We start from the raw sequence: 14,653 nt of genomic DNA, 5'->3' as shown, positions 1-14,653 counted from the left end.
GCGATCCGGGTGCGTCATCCCGTAGGTTGATCCGCGCTCGCTACCAGCGGGTAACACCGATGGGTAACCACGCGTCGCCCGGCCGCCCGACCGTCCTGTCGTCCTGGGGAGACCATGCGCCGCTGGCCCTTCGGCCGTCCCACCACGGTCCGTACGCGCATCGTGGCGCTCGCGCTCGCTCCGATGATCGCCCTCATGGCGCTGTGGAGCTTCGCCATGGTGTCCGTCACCGGCGAACTGCGCGCGCTCGTCCGGGTCCAGGGGGTGTACGTCGACTTCGGCACACCGGTCGACACGGCGGTCGGCCAGATCCAGATCGAACGGCGGCTTGCGGCCGCGTACCTGGGGGCGAATCAAGGTACGGCGGCGGCCGTCGAGCTGCTGGAGCAGCAGCGCCGCACCGACCGCGCCGTGACCGCCATGCGGGACGCGATCCGGGACGGGGACCGCGGCCGGCTGTCCGACCGGCAGCGACAGGCGCTCGACGCCATGCTCCATTCCGTCGACGGGCTGGAGGGGCTGCGGGAGCGCGTGCTGTCCCGCGCCATCTCCTGGGACCGGGCGGTCAGCGAGTACAGCACACTCGTGGAACCGGGCTTCGACGTCCAGTCCGCGCTCACCGCGCTGCAGGCCGGTCAGCTCGCGCGCGAGGCCCAGGTCGTCATCGAGCTGGTGCGGGTACGGGAGTTCGTGTCGCGCGAGGACGCCCTCGTCGCCGGGGCGCGGGCTGCCGGATCGCTCAGCGACCGCCAGTACGACACGCTGACCGCGACGATCGAGGACCGCCGGGTCTTCGAGCGGACGTATGTGCCCGACCTGCCCGCCGACTCGCGCTCCCTCTTCGAGGAGTTCCAGCGCGGGGGCCTCCACCGGCAGTTGACCCGGGGCGAGGACGCCCTGCTGCGGGCGGGCGCGCAGCGTGCGGGCGAGGCCGTCGCGGCCGACTCCTGGCGCACCACCACCGACCGGGCCGTCAAGCGCTACATGCAGATGTGCACCCGGTCGGCCGTCAACTCCGCGGAGCGCGGGCGGGAGTTCGCCTACCGGGAGCTGGCCAAGGCCGCCGTCGTCGGAGTGCTCGGACTCGCCGCCGTGGCAGTGTCCCTGTGGTTCGCCGTGCGCGGCGCCCGTCGTATCTCGCGCCGCCTGGAAACGCTGCGGGACGCCGCCGACCTCCTGAGCTCCCGCCAACTGCCGGACGTGATGCGGCGGTTGAGCGCGGGCGAGGACGTGGACGCCGCCGCCGAGGCTCCGCCGCTGGCCGACGGGGAGGCGGGTGCCGACGAGATCGGACAGGTCGGCCGGTCCTTCAACACCGCCCGCCTCGCGGCCGTCGAGGCCGCCGTCAAGCAGGCCACCCTGCGCCGCGGGTTGTTCGCCGTGCTCCTCAACATCGCCCGCCGCAATCAGGCGCTCGTGCACCGCCAGCTCAAACTCGTCGACACGCTGGAGCGGCGCACCAACGACCCGGACGTCCTGGAGGACCTGTTCCGGATCGACCACCTCACCACCCGCATGCGGCGGCACGCCGAGAGCCTGATCATCCTGTCCGGCGCGGCGCCCGGCCGCAAATGGCGGCGGCCCGTACCCATCGCCCACGTGGTGTCCTCCGCGGTGAGCGAGATCGAGGACTACGCGCGCGTCGTGATCCCGCCGATGCCGGAGGTGGGTGTCGCGGCGGACGCCGTCGCCGACGTCGCCCATCTGATCGCCGAACTCGTCGAGAACGCCACCGTGTTCTCGCCGCCCCACACCCAGGTCACCCTGCGCACCGGCCGGGCCGGGGGTGGCTTCGTCCTGGAGATCGACGACCGGGGCCTCGGCCTCGAGCCCGAGCAGCTCGAGGAAGCCCACCGCACCCTCACCACGCCGGACGACTTCGACCCGACCCGCCACGACCGGCTGGGGCTGTACGTGGTGGGGCGGCTCGCCGCACGCCACGGCATCGAGGTCACGCTGTGCCGGTCGCCGTACGGCGGTACGACGGCGGTGGTGCTGCTGCCGGAGGCGGTCCTCGCGCCGATCGAACCCGAGCGGCCGGAGTCGGTGGCGGACGCGGAGCGGCGGGCGCTGCCCTCCCGGAGGGGAACCGCGGTCCTCCAGGAACAGCGCGCGGCGCAGCAGGAGCACGAGCAGGAGCGGGAGCATGGCCAGGAGTGGGAGCGGGATCGGGCGCAGGAACGAGAGCAGGAGCAGGTCCTGAGCCTGGGCCGTATGCCGGAGAGCGGTCCGGCCTCGGAGTCGCCCGCCCTGCCCACCCGCGTCCGCCAGACCTCCCTCGCCCCCGAGCTGCGCACCGAGGTTCCGGCACCCGACGGGACGTCGGAGCGCGAGGTCACGCCCGAGGAGATCCGCGCGGTCTTCGGCGCCTTCCAGCGCGGCCTCGACCGAGGCCGCAAGGGCCTGCCGACGGAACCCGGCCCCGCGCAGCGAACCGACACCGAGGAAGGAACGGCCGCCGACAATGCGCCCTGACCAGACCCCCGAGCACCCCGCCCAGCTCTCCGAGCTCCCGGGCATCACCCCCGAACCGCCCGGCATCGACCCCGAACAGCCCGGCACCGATCTCGGCTGGCTGCTCGACGACCTCGTGGCCCGAACCGACCACGTCCGCCAGGCCGTGCTCCTCACCGCCGACGGCCTCCCGCTCAGCTGCTCGGACGGCATGCGCAGAGGGGACATCGAGCATCTCGCCGCCGTCTGCTCCGGCTTCCACAGTCTCGCCCGGTCGGCCGGTGAGCGCTTCGCCGCGGGGGAGGTGCGCCAGACCATGGTGATGCTCGACGACGCCTACCTCTTCATCACCCCGGCGGGTGACGGCAGTCGGCTGGCCGTCCTGAGCGAGGTGCAGACGGACGTCGGACAGCTCGCCCACGAGATGGCGCTGCTCGTCCGCCGCGTCGGCCGCCACATGGCCGCCGCCGTACGATCGGCCGCCGACCCCGCGGGCCCCTGATCCGCCCGTGACCGACGACCATTGGTACGAGGACGAAACCGGCTCGATGGTGCGGCCCTACACCGTGACGCGGGGCCGGACCCGGCCCTCGGACCGGCACACCATCGATCTGATGTCGCAGGTCACGGCCGCGCGGACGGACGAGGGACAGCCGGGCGTCGACCACGCCCGCGCCGCCCTGCTCGACCTGGTGCGCCGCGGAGCCCGGCCGGTCGTCGAACTGGCCGCGGACGCCGACCTGCCCCTGACCGTCGTACGTGTGCTGCTCGGCGACCTGGCCGAGGCCGGTCTGGTGCGCATCGACGCACCGCGGCGGCCGGCGCCCGGCGGACCGGCGGCCGACCCGGAGCTGCTGCGCGAGATCGTGGAGCGGCTCCGCGAGCTGTGAGAACCGGGCCCGAGCCATAAGCACTAGAACGCGGGCTGCCAGGGCACGACCGTGTAGTCGCCCGTGCCCTGCTTCACCTTCTCGAAGGGCGCGGAACCGACGCACTTCGGCAGGTCCTTGGTCTCCACCGGACTGCCGACCGACGCCCAGCTGTAGCCCAGCCGGTCGTGGTGGCCGAGGTCGTGGACCGTGATGCCGACCCGCCTGCCCTTCGCACCGGGCAGGTCGGAGTCGGTGATCACTCCGGAGACGACGGCGACCTTGCCCCCGGTGAGCAGGCAGTCGACCCTGGCCTTGGCCCAGGCCCCGTCACCGTCGATGTAGTGACTCCACGCGAAGGTGCCGGTGGCCTTCAGCGGGTTGTCGTTGTCCTTGGCCGCGAGGTGGGCGTCGAAGGAGAAGGTGATGTCGTCGCCCGCCGACCGGTACAGCTTGGCGGTTCCGGTGAGCGCGGCGGCCTCCCGCTTGTCCTGATGCCCGGTGCCGGACGCGGCGGCGGATCCGGCCGCCGCGGCGGAGAGGAGCACGGCGGTACCGAGCGCGATGAGCTTCGTACGACGGTCCAGGCGGCTCATGACAGTCCTTTCTGCAGGTGAAACGGACAGTCACCACTGTTCCGCCGACGCTCGGCGGGCACATCGTGCCGCGGACGTCACCGCCCCTCCGCCGTCCGGCGGGGGCCACGCCTGTGACCTGCGCCTCAAGGCGGATCCGGGCTACGCCCACGGGGGATTCGGGCTACGTACGAGGGTGCGCAACGAATCGCCGCCGGGCCCCTGGGGCACGCAACGATTCGTTCAGTGGCGCGCAACGGGTCCTTCTTGTCCGGTCGAGGCCGCCGCCCGTACCGTCTATCCAAGCGACCCCGGCGAAGTGCGGGCACGGCCCCGCACCGCCCGGCGCCGCTTACCCCAAACCCTCCGTACCGGTGAGGAACACGCATGCGCACAGCCCTGCTCCAGAGCTCCGGCCGTCCCGGCTCGGTCGTCGAGAACCTCAAGGTGCTCGACGAGGCCGCGGGCCGCGCCGCCGGTGCCGGCGCCGGGCTGCTCGTGGCGCCGGAGATGTTCCTGACCGGCTACGCGATCGGTGACGACATCGCCCGCCTCGCCGAGCCCGCCGACGGTGGCTCGGCCGACGCGATCGCCGAGATCGCCACCCGGCACGGCGTGGCCGTCGCCTACGGCTACCCCGAGCGCTCCGGCGAGCGAAGCGAGATGGGGGTCCCCCCGGCCGAAGGCTGGGGGAAGGTCTTCAACTCCGCGCAGCTGATCTCCGCCGACGGCACCCGTCTCGCGAACTACCGCAAGACTCACCTCTTCGGCTGCTTCGAACGCGACCACTTCACGCCCGGCGAGCAGCCGGTCGTGCAGGCCGAGCTCGGTGGCCTGCGGGTCGGCCTCATGATCTGCTACGACGTCGAGTTCCCCGAGAACGTCCGCGCGCACGCCCTCGCCGGCACCGACCTCCTGCTCGTGCCGACCGCGCAGATGCACCCGTTCCAGTTCGTCGCCGAGTCCGTCGTCCCGGTGCGCGCCTTCGAGAACCAGATGTACGTCGCGTACGTGAACCGCACCGGGCCGGAGGGGGAGTTCGAGTTCGTCGGCCTCTCCACGCTGGCCGGGCCCGACGGGGTCGCCCGCGCCCGGGCCGGCCGCGGCGAGGAACTGGTCTTCGCCGACGCCGACCCCGGCTTCCTCGCGGCCTCGCGCGAGGCGAACCCGTATCTGAAGGACCGCCGCCCCGGCCTCTACGGGTCGCTGATCTGAGTCCGGCCGCACTCTCCCCTCAAACAGCTTTCGCGCAAGGAGTCCGTACCCCATGACGTCCACGGTGCCCAACGCCGTCCAGCACGCCGATGTGCAGCAGCCGCCGATCACCATGTTCGGCCCGGACTTCCCCTACGCGTACGACGACTTCCTCGCCCACCCCGCGGGCCTCGGCCAGATACCCGCGACCGAGCACGGCACCGAGGTCGCGGTCATCGGCGGCGGCCTCTCCGGCATCGTGGCCGCGTACGAGCTGATGAAGATGGGCCTCAAGCCCGTCGTGTACGAGGCCGACGAGATCGGCGGCCGGCTGCGGACGGTGGGCTTCGAGGGGTGCGACCCCTCGCTCACCGCCGAGATGGGCGCCATGCGCTTCCCGCCGTCCTCCACCGCCCTCCAGCACTACATCGACCTGGTGGGCCTGGAGACCCGGCCGTTCCCCAACCCGCTGGCCGAGTCGACGCCCTCGACGGTCGTCGACCTCAAGGGCGAGTCGCACTACGCGACCACCGTCGACGACCTGCCGCAGGTCTACCGCGACGTGATGAACGCCTGGAACGCCTGCCTCGAAGACGGCGCCGACTTCTCCGACATGAACCAGGCCATGCGGGAGCGCGACGTGCCGCGCATCCGCGAGATCTGGGCGAAGCTCGTCGAGAAGCTCGACAACCAGACCTTCTACGGCTTCCTCTGCGAGTCGGAGTCCTTCAAGTCCTTCCGCCACCGTGAGATCTTCGGCCAGGTCGGCTTCGGCACGGGCGGCTGGGACACCGACTTCCCGAACTCCATCCTGGAGATCCTGCGCGTCGTCTACACCGAGGCCGACGACCACCACCGCGGCATCGTCGGCGGCTCCCAGCAACTGCCGCTGCGGCTGTGGGAACGCGAGCCCGAGAAGATCGTCCACTGGGCGTACGGGACGTCGCTGGCCAAGCTGCACGACGGCACCCCGCGCCCGGCCGTGACCCGGCTGCACCGCACCGCGGGCAACCAGATCACGGTGACGGACGCGAACGGCGACATCCGTACGTTCAAGGCGGCCGTCTTCACCGCCCAGTCCTGGATGCTGCTGTCGAAGATCACCTGCGACGACTCGCTCTTCCCGATCGACCACTGGACGGCGATCGAGCGGACCCACTACATGGAGTCCTCGAAGCTCTTCGTGCCTGTGGACCGGCCGTTCTGGCTGGACAAGGCCGTCGACGACAGGGGAAATCCGACCGGGCGGGACGTCATGTCGATGACGCTCACCGACCGTATGACGCGCGGGACTTACCTCCTCGACGACGGCCCGGACAAGCCCGCCGTCATCTGCCTCTCGTACACGTGGTGCGACGACAGCCTCAAGTGGCTGCCGCTGTCCGCGAGCGAGCGGATGGAGGTCATGCTGAAGTCGCTCGGCGAGATCTACCCGAAGGTCGACATCAGGAAGCACATCATCGGCAACCCGGTGACCGTGTCCTGGGAGAACGAGCCCTACTTCATGGGGGCGTTCAAGGCCAACCTGCCGGGCCACTACCGCTACCAGCGGCGCCTGTTCACCCACTTCATGCAGGACGGGCTGCCCGAGGACAAGCGGGGCATCTTCCTCGCGGGCGACGACATCTCCTGGACGGCCGGCTGGGCCGAGGGCGCCGTGCAGACCGCGCTGAACGCGGTCTGGGGCGTCATGCACCAGCTGGGCGGGACGACCGACCCGACCAACCCCGGGCCCGGCGACGTCTACGACGAGATCGCGCCGGTGGAGCTGCCCGAGGACTGAGGCCGGATCGGGTTCCGCGGGCGGTGGTCAGATTCCGGCCGCCCGCGCCGCCGTGTACACCTCGGCGGCCAGGTCCTTGAGCTCCTGGGCGTCCCGCGGGGTGTCTCCGAAGTCGAGGAAGAACTCGTCGAGGCCGACCTCGGCGTGGGCCGCGAGGTCGGTCACGATCTGGTCGATGTCGCCCTGGAAGGGGGCGCGGTCCGAGCCGTCGTAGGCCTTGGCCGTGTACTGGAGGTTCACCCGCGCCACCGACTGGATCGGCTCCGTGCGTCCCCGCTCGGCCGCGAAGTTCCGCACCCCCTGCCACTGCGTGGCGAGCTGCTCGGCCCCCATGGCCACCGGCATCCAGCCGTCGCCGCGCTCGACAAGCCGGGACAGCGACTTCTTGGTGAAGGCGGGGAGCAGGATCGGGATCGGCCGAACGGGCTTGGGGGCGACCACGGCCGACGCGATCTTCGTCAGGCGGCCCTCGTAGCGCACGGGGTCGGGGCCCCATACCGCGCGGCAGACATCGACGACCTCGTCCAGGACCTTGCCGCGCTCCTCGAACGGGGCCACGCCCGCGGCCGCGTACTCGTCGAGCGACCAGCCCGTGCCCAAGCCCGCCACGACCCGGCCACCGCTCGCCGCGTCGAGCGTGCCGAGAGCCCTGGCCAGCTGGAACGGACCGTGCAGCGGGGCGACCAGGACACTCGTGCCGAGCCGGACCCGCCGCGTGGCCGGCACGGCCAGGGTCAGCGTCACCAGCGGTTCGGCCAGGCCGCGGTACGCCTCGGGCCAGGGCACTCCCGGCATGTTGTACAGCCCCTGCGTCGCGGGTTCCGGGAACAGGGCGCGCTCGAACACCCACAGGCTCTCGTAGCCGATCTCCTCGGCCGCGCGGGCCACGTCCGGCACATCGCGTCCGATGTCGTACTGGTGCGTCTGCGGAAGACTCAGGCCGAGCCGAGTGGCCATGCTGGTGCTCCTTTGCATCAGGCGTATCGATCAGCAACGTATCTCTTACTACGTCACGTTCCGCGACGTGCGCGATGATGTGGCCGGATCAGTCCGGCAGCGGGGTGAGCAGCATCCGGCCGGCGAAGCCCACCGCCGCGTCGAGGCGGTCGCCGAACTCCTCGGCCAGGTCGGGCAGGCCGCGCAGCGCCCACAGGGCCCGCGCCGCCGACCAGGTGGCGTCGCGCGCCCGCTCCAGGCTCCACGAGCCGAGCAGATGGGTGAGCGGATCGGCGATCTGGAGCAGGTCGGGGCCCGGCATCAGATCTTCGCGGATGCGTTCCTCCATCGAGATGAGGAGATCGCCCACGCGGTCGAACTCGTCCTCCAGATCGGCCGGTTCGCAGCCGAGCGTACGACAGGCGTCCACGACGGCCAGCGCCAGATCGTGCCCGATGTGCGCGTTGATGCCCGCCAGCGCGAACTGCAGCGGACGTACACCGGGATGGCGCCGGAACTGCAGCAGCGGCCGCCAGCAGGCAGGCGGGCACCCCTGCTCGGCCACCTTCAGGTAGCGCTCCGCGAACCGCACGTCCAGCGTGATCGCGGCCTCGGGGTCGGGGAACGCCCCGGCGTCCAGGTGCCGGTCGACCTCCTCGGTGACGGCGAGGTAGACGCGGTTGAAGACCGCGACGCCGTCCCGCTCGGGCAGGGTCGCGTCCAGGGCGCGCATACGGGAGACGACCGCGTCCACGGGAGTAATCGACTGTGCCAACTGCGCCATGGGGGCAGCGTCCCAGTCCTAGGCTGGCGGGAGTGCCGCCGGGCCGGACGCGTCCCCAGAACGGGGGAACGCCTCCGGGGCGGGAGGGGGGAGCAGTACGTGTCAGGCTTACGTGCCCAGCGCCTGGCCGCGCGCAGGGCCGAGCGCAGGCGGGCGGCCCGGCGCGGTGCCATGGTCGCGGCGGCCTCGGTCGTGGTCGCGGTCGGTACGGTGACCGGCATGGTGTCCGCGCTCGACGACGGGCGCCCTTCCGACGACGCCAAACCACTGGTGACCCGCTCGCCCAGCCTCCGTCCGCTGCCCGCCGTGCCGACGCCGTCGCGCACGTCGGTCGCGCCGTCCCCCGCCCGGTCTGCGTCCCCGCCCCCGAAGCCCGGCCCGAAGCCCTCCGCGAGCAAGCAGAAGCAGGGGACCGTGGCCGCCCCCGCCCTGCTCTACCGCCACCCCGACTCCCAGGTCCTCGACTGGGTCAAGACCCATCCCGGCGACGCCCGGCGCGATGTGATCGAGTCCCGGATAGCCGACCGTCCGGCAGCGGTCTGGTTCGCGGACTTCACGCCGTCCACCATCACCGCACGGGTCAGGGCGGTGACGTCGGCCGCCGCCGCGCAGGGCCGGGTCCCGGTCGTCGTGCCGTACGCCGTCCCGCAGCGGGACTGCGGCGGCGCCTCGGAGGGCGGCGCGCCCGACCTCGCCGCGTACGACGGCTGGATCGACAACTTCGCAGCGGGGCTGGGCTCCGGCGAGGTCATCGTCGTCCTGGAGCCCGACTCGATCGCCCAGTCCGACTGCCTCACCGAGGGCGAACAGGCCGACCGCTTCGCCTCGTTGGCCCGCGCGGGCCGCGTCCTCAAGGCCGCGAACCCCAAGGCCCGGGTCTACTACGACGCCGGCCACTCGGACTGGAACCCCGCCGCCAAACAGGCCTCGCTGCTCGACCAGGCGGGTGCCGCCTCAGCGGCCTCCTCCGACGGCGTCTTCACCAACGTGTCCAATTTCCACCGTACGAGCGATGAGATCGCGTACGCCCGACAGGTGCTGTCCGCTCTCGGCGGCCCGGCGAGCCTGGGCGCCGTCATCGACACCAGCCGGAACGGCAACGGCGCCCCGACCGACGGCGCGTGGTGCGATCCGTCGGGCCGCAGGATCGGACAGGCGCCGACCCTGAACACCGGGGAGGCCAGGATCGACGCCTATCTGTGGGTGAAGCTGCCGGGCGAGTCGGACGGCTGCAAGGGCACGCCGGGGTCCTTCTCGGCGGAGTACGCCTATGAGCTGGCGCGCTGATCCTCGGCCTCGTCGTACGAGGAGGTGCCCTCGTCCAGCAGCGGCTCCTGGGTCTTGAGGTGGGCCGGAGCCATCGCCCGCAGCGCGTGGTAGCCGGTGATCACGACGAGGGTGCCGAGGGCGATGCCGCTCAGCGAGAAGTTGTCCGTGAACTGCATGGTGACGTTGCCGATGCCGATGATGATGCCCGCGGCGGCCGGCACCAGGTTCAGCGGGTTGCGCAGGTCGACCCCGGCGTTGAGCCAGATCTGGGCACCGAGCAGGCCGATCATGCCGTACAGGATCACGGTGATGCCGCCGAGGACGCCGCCCGGGATCGCCGCCACGACCGCGCCGAACTTGGGGCAGAGGCCGAAGAGGAGGGCGAAGCCCGCGGCGGCCCAGTAGGCGGCCGTGGAATAGACACGGGTCGCGGCCATCACGCCGATGTTCTCGGAGTAGGTGGTGTTGGGCGGACCGCCGACCGCCGTGGAGAGCATCGAGGCGACGCCGTCCGCGGAGATCGCGGTGCCCAGCTTGTCCTCCAGCCGGGTGCCGGTCATCTCGCCGACGGCCTTGACGTGACCGGCGTTCTCGGCGACCAGCGCGATCACGACGGGCAGCGCGACGAGGATCGCCGACCACTGGAAGGACGGCCCGTGGAAGGTGGGCAGACCGATCCAGTCCGCCTTGCTCACGCCCGACAGATCGAGCCGCCAGTGGTCGGTGAGTTTGCCGCTCGCGTCCACCGAGTGGATCTTGCCGAAGATCCGGTCGAAGGCCCAGGAGATCCCGTACCCGAAGAGCAGTCCGAGGAAGATCGCGATCCGTGACCAGAAACCGCGCAGACAGACGACGGCCAGACCGGTGAAGAGCATCACCAGGAGCGCTGTCCACTGGTCCTGCGGCCAGTACGTGGACGCGGTCACCGGCGCCAGGTTGAAGCCGATCAGCATGACGACCGCGCCGGTCACGATCGGCGGCATGGTGGCATGGATGATCCGGGCCCCGAAGCGCCGCACGGCGAGTCCCACCAGGAACAGCGCGATGCCGACCACGAACACCGCGCCGGTGACCGTCGCGCTGGTGCCGCCCTGTGCCCGGATCACGGCCGCGACGCCCACGAAGGAGAGCGAGCAGCCCAGGTAGCTGGGCACATGGCCGCGGGTGGCGAGCAGGAAGATGACCGTCGCGACGCCGGACATCATGATCGCGAGGTTCGGGTCGAGGCCCATGAGGACGGGTGCGACGAAGGACGCCCCGAACATGGCGACCACGTGCTGGGCGCCGAGCCCGACCGTGCGGGGCCAGGAGAGGCGTTCATCGGGGCGGACGACCGCTCCGGGGGCGGGCGTGCGCCCGTCGCCGTGCAATTTCCAGCGCACGCCGAGGTCCATGGTGTGGCTTCGCTTTCTCTGTACGTGAATCTGTCCGGACCATTGTCAGGGGTAACCAGCCGCCCTACGCTCACACGGTCCTCCTCATGAACTGCGTTCATATTTCTGATCGGAGTGCTGGATGAGTGCAAGACCCCGACTGGGTGTGGTTCTGGCGGCCGTGGTCGCTCTCACGGCCGCGGTCGTTCCCTCCGCCGCGGCACATGCAGCGCCGAAGGTCCCGCGGACGGCGGTGCTCGACGGCGCGCGCCTGCAGCAGACGAAGGTCCGTCTGGATCACGGAGATGCCCAACTCAAGCGCACACTCGAGGACTTGACGGGCCGCGCCGACAACTGGCTGGACCAGGGCCCCTGGACGGTCGTCGACAAGCCGAAGCCCGCACCCGGCGGCGATGTCCACGACTACCTCAGCCAGGCCCCGTACTGGTGGCCCTCGCAGCCCAGGACCGCCGACAACCCCTGGGGCTGCCCCTACGTCCAGCGTGACGGCCAGCGCAATCCCGAGGTCGACACCGGCACCGACCGCCAGGACGTCGAGAAGGTCTTCGACTCGGCCTACGACCTCTCGCTGGCCTGGTACTACACAGGCAATAAGCAGTACGCCGAGAAGGCCGCCACCGTCCTGCGCACCTGGTTCCTCGCCCCGGACACCCGGATGAACCCGAACCTGAACCACGGGCAGTTCATCCCCTGCAAGTACGACGGCCGGGCCATCGGCATCATCGACTTCTCGCAGTCCTACACGAGCGTCCTGGACGCCCTCGCGATCCTGGAGACGGGCGCCCCCGGCTGGTCCAAGAGCGACCGCACCGCGATGCGCGCCTGGAACACCGACTTCCGCGACTGGCTGGCGAACAGCGCCTTCGGTAAGGAGGAGGGCACCGCCAAGAACAACCACGGCACCTTCTACGACATGCTGCTCGCCGCCCTGGCGTACGCGACCGGCGACAACGACCTGGCCCGGCGGACCGTTCTCGACGCGCGCGCCCTGCGCATCGATCCGCAGATCGCCGCCGACGGCAGTCAGCCCCAGGAACTGGCCCGCACCCGCAGTTGGCACTACTCGACCTTCGACCTGGTCGCATACACCCGTCTCGCCGCCATCGGCCGGCACCTGGGTGTGAACCTCTGGTCGTACCAAGGGCCGGACGGCCAGAGCCTGTTCAAGGCGGTCGACTATCTGCTGCCCGCGGCGACGGGCGCCGAGCCGTGGGCCCACCCGGAGCTGGAGTTCCACCGGTTCGCGGCGAGCGACGTCGTGCACGCGGCCGCCGACGCGGGGGACAGGGCCGCGAAGGCCGCCGTGCCGAAGCTCGAAACGCCGCCCGGCGGCGACCTGTGGGCGCTGCGACCGGCGGCGGAGCAGCTGGACTCGATCGCGGGCTGACCTGCGCAGGAAGGGCAGGGCGACCGGAGAGCCGCCCTGCCCCGCACCGACAGGGGCTCCTGAGCGGCTGCTTAGGATGGGGTGCCCCCACCGTCCCGTCCCGCACCCTCAGGAGCCCCGCCCGTGACCGCCGAAGCACCACCCGCCGCCCCCGTCCTTGCCTATGGGCGGCTGATACCCGTCACCGTCCACTTCGACGACCTGGACGCGCTCGGGCTGCTGCACAACGCCCGGTACCCCGTGATGGTCGAGCGAGCCTGGACGGTGCTGTGGAACGAGCGCGGCTTCGGCTTCGAGGGCGACTGGGAGGCGGCAGGCGACTTCTGCAACGCCGTCAAGGAGCTCCGGATCAGTTACGAGGCCCCGGTCAACCGTCCGGGCGCGTACGCCGTCCACCTCTGGCTGGAGCGGCTCGGCACCACCGGACTGACGTACGGCTTCCGTTTCTGCTCGGCCGACGGCTCGGTGACGTACGCGCACGGCACCAGGGTGCTGGTCCGGCTGGACGCGGGGACGCTGCGTCCGACGGCGTGGAGCGACCGGTTCAGGGCCTTGGGTCGGGAACTGCTGCGCTCGCAGGGCTGACCTTCGGCCGGTTGCGGTCACCCGCGCGCAGCACGCCCGCGAACGCGATGAGCCCGCACGCCAGCACCGTCACCAGTCCGAACGACACCACCAGGCTCGTCGCCTGCGCCAGTGTGCCGATCGCGCCCGGCGCGATCAGGCCCGAGGTGTACGTGATGGTGGCGACGCCCGCGATGGCCTGGCTGGGGTTGGGGCCGCTGCGTCCGGCCGCGGCGAAGCAGAGGGGGACGACGACGGCGATGCCGAGGCCGAGCAGGGCGAAGCCGCCCATGGCTACGGCCGGGCTTCCCGCCACCACGACGAGCAGTCCGCCGAGCGCCGCGCAGAGGCCGCCGACGCGTACGGTGCGGACGGCGCCGAAGCGGTCCACGATCCGGTCGCCCGCGATCCGCGCGAGGGCCATGGTGAGCGTGAAGCCCGTGGTGCACGCCGCCGCGAGACCCGCCGAGGTGGCCAGTTGGTCGCGCAGATAGACCGCGGACCAGTCCAGGCTCGCGCCCTCCGCGAACACCGCGCAGAACCCGACCGCACCGATGAGCAGCGCCGACCTGGGCGGCAGGGTGAAGCGCGGCGGGGGCTCCTCGTCCTCGGTCGGCTTGATGTCCAGCACCCACTGGCAGGCGACCAGGCCGAGGACGGTCAGTACCGCCGCCGCCAGCGCGTGGTGCAGGCGTGCGTCCGAGCCCAGATGCGCGGCGAGGGTGCCGGCCGCCGAGCCGATCAGGGCGCCCGCGCTCCACATGCCGTGCAGCCCGGACATGATCGACTTGTCGAGGCGGTTCTCGACCTCCACACCCAGGGCGTTCATCGCGACGTCCGCCATGCCCGCCGTGGCGCCGTAGATGAAGAGCGCCAGACACAGTGTGTACAGGTTCGGTGCGAGCGACGGCAGGATCAGGGCCAGCGTCCACAGCGAGATCAGACCGCGCAGTGCCGTGCGGGCGCCGAAGGTGTGGCTGATCCGGCCCGCGAGCGGCATCGCGACGGACGCGCCGATCGCCGGGAACGCGAGCGCGATGCCGAGCTGGCCCGCGCCCACCGAGGCGTGGTCCTGGATCCAGGGCACGCGGGTCGCGAACGAGCCAGTCACCGCGCCGTGCACCGCGAACACGGCGGCCACGGCGTACCGTGCCCGCTTCAACTCGCGCATGTCGTAGCCCACTTCACCCATGGTGCCGCTGCCCCTCCCGGACGTCCTCCCCGTACTGCCGCCGTAAACTATCAGGAACCCTGCCTGATAAATAGCGGGATTAAGGCCGGGGGGCCACGCCCTCCGCTGATCCGGGAGGAACCCGTGGTGTGGGAGGAGCCCGTGAGCCGGGAAGAGCCCGTGGGCCGGAAGGATCCCGTAATCCGGGAGGAGCCCGCGGTCCGGGAGGAGTCCGCGGTCCGGGAGGAGTCCGTGGGCCGGAAGGATCCCGTA

Annotated in this window: 13 protein-coding genes; 8 read left to right on the top strand and 5 right to left on the bottom strand. The window is 71.5% G+C overall.

All coding sequences use genetic code 11. The features are described 5' to 3' along the window. Positions 1–114 precede the first annotated feature (114 nt). Genes ACIBK0_RS06290 through ACIBK0_RS06280 form a run of 3 tightly spaced genes read left to right on the top strand, consistent with a single transcriptional unit; the run spans position 115 to position 3,344 of the window. Positions 115–2,475 (top strand): nitrate- and nitrite sensing domain-containing protein, encoded by a 2,361-nt coding sequence (locus ACIBK0_RS06290; protein WP_399076221.1) that lies wholly within the window; start codon positions 115–117, stop codon positions 2,473–2,475. Further along, on the top strand, positions 2,465–2,956 hold the full coding sequence (locus tag ACIBK0_RS06285) for a roadblock/LC7 domain-containing protein (protein ID WP_399076219.1): 492 nt from the start codon (positions 2,465–2,467) through the stop codon (positions 2,954–2,956). The genes ACIBK0_RS06290 and ACIBK0_RS06285 overlap by 11 nt, the downstream gene beginning before the upstream one ends. A gap of 7 nt (positions 2,957–2,963) precedes the next feature. After that, on the top strand, positions 2,964–3,344 hold the full coding sequence (locus tag ACIBK0_RS06280) for a DUF742 domain-containing protein (protein ID WP_399076217.1): 381 nt from the start codon (positions 2,964–2,966) through the stop codon (positions 3,342–3,344). Between the two features lie 23 nt (positions 3,345–3,367). Here the strand turns inward: ACIBK0_RS06280 and ACIBK0_RS06275 are convergent, their stop codons facing one another. Next, a complete protein-coding gene (locus tag ACIBK0_RS06275; protein ID WP_399076727.1) occupies positions 3,368–3,910 on the bottom strand; it encodes a Repetin in 543 nt (180 codons plus the stop codon). Between the two features lie 375 nt (positions 3,911–4,285). Here ACIBK0_RS06275 and ACIBK0_RS06270 point away from each other — a divergent pair, with 375 nt between their 5' ends. Together ACIBK0_RS06270 and ACIBK0_RS06265 are read left to right on the top strand one after the other, a co-directional pair. Further along, complete coding sequence (locus ACIBK0_RS06270) at positions 4,286–5,113, top strand: carbon-nitrogen hydrolase family protein (protein ID WP_399076215.1); 828 nt, start codon at positions 4,286–4,288, stop codon at positions 5,111–5,113. Between the two features lie 52 nt (positions 5,114–5,165). Then, on the top strand, positions 5,166–6,875 hold the full coding sequence (locus ACIBK0_RS06265) for a flavin monoamine oxidase family protein (RefSeq protein ID WP_399076213.1): 1,710 nt from the start codon (positions 5,166–5,168) through the stop codon (positions 6,873–6,875). Positions 6,876–6,902: 27 nt separating this feature from the next. Here ACIBK0_RS06265 and ACIBK0_RS06260 read toward each other — a convergent pair whose 3' ends face one another. Continuing rightward, positions 6,903–7,832 (bottom strand): LLM class F420-dependent oxidoreductase, encoded by a 930-nt coding sequence (locus tag ACIBK0_RS06260; protein WP_399076211.1) that lies wholly within the window; start codon positions 7,830–7,832, stop codon positions 6,903–6,905. An 88-nt stretch (positions 7,833–7,920) separates the two neighbouring features. After that, entirely contained in the window at positions 7,921–8,595 is a 675-nt protein-coding gene (locus tag ACIBK0_RS06255; RefSeq protein WP_399076209.1) for a DUF5995 family protein, read from the bottom strand. Positions 8,596–8,766: 171 nt separating this feature from the next. On the opposite strand from ACIBK0_RS06255, the gene ACIBK0_RS06250 reads away from it, so the two are divergent. After that, positions 8,767–9,882 carry a glycoside hydrolase family 6 protein gene (locus tag ACIBK0_RS06250; RefSeq protein ID WP_399076725.1) on the top strand — a complete coding sequence of 372 codons (1,116 nt, stop codon included), beginning with the start codon at positions 8,767–8,769 and terminating at the stop codon, positions 9,880–9,882. Here the strand turns inward: ACIBK0_RS06250 and ACIBK0_RS06245 are convergent. Continuing rightward, positions 9,864–11,258, bottom strand: a complete 1,395-nt coding sequence (locus ACIBK0_RS06245) for a uracil-xanthine permease family protein (RefSeq protein WP_399076207.1) — start codon at positions 11,256–11,258, stop codon at positions 9,864–9,866. The genes ACIBK0_RS06250 and ACIBK0_RS06245 overlap by 19 nt on opposite strands. Positions 11,259–11,379: 121 nt before the next feature. Here ACIBK0_RS06245 and ACIBK0_RS06240 point away from each other — a divergent pair, with 121 nt between their 5' ends. Continuing rightward, entirely contained in the window at positions 11,380–12,645 is a 1,266-nt protein-coding gene (locus tag ACIBK0_RS06240) for an alginate lyase family protein (RefSeq protein ID WP_399076205.1), read from the top strand. Positions 12,646–12,768: 123 nt separating this feature from the next. Beyond that, the gene (locus tag ACIBK0_RS06235; RefSeq protein ID WP_399076203.1) at positions 12,769–13,230 is read left to right on the top strand and encodes an acyl-CoA thioesterase; all 462 of its coding nucleotides are present in this window, start codon (positions 12,769–12,771) and stop codon (positions 13,228–13,230) included. Here the strand turns inward: ACIBK0_RS06235 and ACIBK0_RS06230 are convergent. Beyond that, positions 13,190–14,401: an MFS transporter gene (locus ACIBK0_RS06230; protein WP_399076201.1), complete on the bottom strand. Its 1,212-nt coding sequence runs from the start codon at positions 14,399–14,401 to the stop codon at positions 13,190–13,192. The two genes, ACIBK0_RS06235 and ACIBK0_RS06230, sit on opposite strands and share 41 nt — an antisense overlap. Positions 14,402–14,653 lie beyond the last annotated feature (252 nt).

Origin of the sequence: Streptomyces sp. NPDC050564 (assembly GCF_044457265.1) — a bacterium.
Lineage (GTDB): Bacteria > Actinomycetota > Actinomycetes > Streptomycetales > Streptomycetaceae > Streptomyces.
The sequence above is the reverse complement of the archived record's forward strand: the minus strand, read 5'-3'. Positions and strand labels throughout refer to the sequence as shown.